This window comes from Mesorhizobium sp. M7A.F.Ca.US.014.04.1.1 (assembly GCF_003998745.1).
Classification (GTDB): Bacteria; Pseudomonadota; Alphaproteobacteria; order Rhizobiales; family Rhizobiaceae; genus Mesorhizobium; species Mesorhizobium ciceri.
The window spans coordinates 1-449 of sequence record NZ_RZRW01001458.1; the positions used below are offsets into that span (position 1 = coordinate 1).

Here is a 449-nt window from a genome sequence, read left to right on the forward strand (position 1 = left end):
GTGGGGAGGAGATATGTCGCGTATCTTCAATCTTGGTTTGCCGGTCCTGCTTGGCGCTGCAACGTTCACGCTCAATGTTGCTTCGGACCCGCTGCCGCCGGATCTGACGTATCGTCCATTGCCAAGCTTGCCTTTTTCTGCGGTCAAGGAAACTGACGAGGCGCAAAAGCCGGCTGTGACACAACGGCAACGCGGCCTGCTCGAGAGCCGTTACGATCTGGCCGACCGGCCGATGCCCGGCGTCATGATGTCGGGCGGGCGCAAGGCTGTACAAGAAGGCTCGCGAGTGAAACTGCCGGCAGGCGAAACCTGGAGCAGCCTGGCAGCGAAAACCCCTCAGGAAATTCGTGATCGTGGTCTGTTGCCGCAAGGCTTCCTACCGTTGCCGCACGTCAAGCAGGCCGCCGGAGGTCAGGTCTTTCCTGAAAGTGAGATTAGAGAGATCGGCG

The 449-nt window shown here is 59.9% G+C and carries 1 pseudogene; it reads left to right on the forward strand.

Annotation, left to right across the window (positions count from 1 at the left end):
* Positions 1 to 13: 13 nt before the first annotated feature.
* Positions 14 to 449: pseudogene (locus EOA22_RS37100) on the forward strand (cytochrome B6); the annotation flags it as partial.